This window comes from Streptomyces alkaliphilus, from assembly GCF_014141535.1.
Lineage (GTDB): Bacteria > Actinomycetota > Actinomycetes > Streptomycetales > Streptomycetaceae > Streptomyces > Streptomyces alkaliphilus.
This window is the reverse complement of record NZ_VKHT01001084.1, coordinates 1-1,601: the sequence shown is the minus strand read 5'-3', so window position 1 is coordinate 1,601 and position 1,601 is coordinate 1. Positions and strand designations below refer to the sequence as shown.

The 1,601-nt window shown below is 71.8% G+C and carries 1 protein-coding gene; it reads right to left on the bottom strand.

What is annotated here, in order from left to right; genetic code table 11:
* Positions 1-132: 132 nt before the first annotated feature.
* Positions 133-1,599: an O-antigen polysaccharide polymerase Wzy family protein gene (locus FNQ90_RS22545; RefSeq protein WP_228471511.1), complete on the bottom strand. Its 1,467-nt coding sequence runs from the start codon at positions 1,597-1,599 to the stop codon at positions 133-135.
* Positions 1,600-1,601: the final 2 nt, after the last annotated feature.

Below are 1,601 nucleotides of genomic sequence, written 5' to 3'. Positions count from 1 at the left end.
CCTGAGGACACCGTCCTCCCTCCCGACCCGGGCGCCTCGAACGCTCCGCCCGCCCCCCGCGGGCGACGCGAATCCCCACCGGCGCCGAACGGGATCCCCGCGTCGGGGCGCCCCGGGACGGGCACCGGACCGTCACTCCAGGTGTCGGCGTGGATCGTCCCGGAAGGTGGTGACCAACGCCAGGCAGATGGCGGCGATCGCGATCCGCCCGGTGGCCTGCAACAGCGGCCCGCGCAGCAGGATGAAGGAGTACCCGGCGACCACCGGCACCACGATCGCCGGGATGTTGCCGGGGGAGGGGTCGTCCACCGTCCGTTGCACGTACCGCCGATCGGTGCGGGCCGCCGCGTACCCCAGCGCCAGGAAGCCGAGGGTCATCCCCAACGGCCCGAAGTCCAACCACAGTTCGGCCCACAAAGGGGCGGAGAGGTTGGTGTTGGTGGTCCCCATCCACTCACCCACCCGCACCCCGGTGTCCACCGGCTTGTCCTCCCACAGCGAGCGCGGCACGAAGAACAGCAGCGAACCGCTGAGCTGTTTCCCGTAGGTGTGCCCCTGGCCGTCGTCGGCGTAGGTGATGGTGTTGGCGAACATGGGGATCTGGTCGTAGTCCTTGACCACCAGCGGTTCCAGCACCGAGTCGGCGTCCATCGGCCGGTGCCCGTCCTCGTCGTACCGGAAGCGGTCGGCGAAGGGGAAGACCAGCAGCGCCATCACCACGCCCAGCGCCAGCGAGGTCCGGTACATCACCGGGCTGCGCGGGAAGAGGGTGAACAGGAGGGCGAACATCACCGTCAGGAACCAGTACCGGGGGTTGGACATCGGGTTGTTCACCACGATGTTGAGCGCCACCAGACCGGCCCACGGCAACAGCACCGAGGGGCTGCGCCGCGCCCGACGGGAGGTCACCAGCCAACGGGTGGTGAACAGCAGGGCCAGCAACACCGGCACCGTGCCGAAGCCGCGCAGCAGCGCGTTGCCCGCCTCGCCCCCGTCCCCGCCGTCGGCCCCCTCCAGGCTCTCGCCCAACTCCTGCCGACTGCTGAAGAAGACCTCCGGTCCCAGCGAGGCGATGAACAGCAGCGAGCCCGCGTACGCCACGCCGATGAGCAGGTACAGCCGGGTGCGGTGCACCCGGGCCGGCGGGCGGTTCCGGTCGTCCAGCGGCGGTCGGTGACGGGCGAGCATCGCGCCCACGTCGAAGGCCACCAGTCCCAGGAGCACCAGGGCGGTCGCCGCCACGGTGTCCGAGCGGGGACCGAGCACCGGGGTCGGATCCCGGCCCAGCACGCTCTGCGCGAGCGGGGCGATGCCCATGGCCAGGTAACAGAAGAGCCAGAAGGCGCCCTGGATCAGCCGGCGCCGGCCGGAGAGCACCATCGCGCACAGCCGCACGCCGGCGTAGCAGGCGAGCGCGAGTTGGAGCACGAAGGCGGTGTCCCGCACCCCCTCACCCGACTGCGCCGCGACCGCGAGCGGCATCACGGCGACGATGCCGAAGATCAACGGCAGGGCGGTCGCCCGGGAGAGCTGGGCCCGATCACGGCGGCCCCGCGGACGCGTCGGCGGACGCGGCCGGTCCGTCACCTCCACGGCCATCC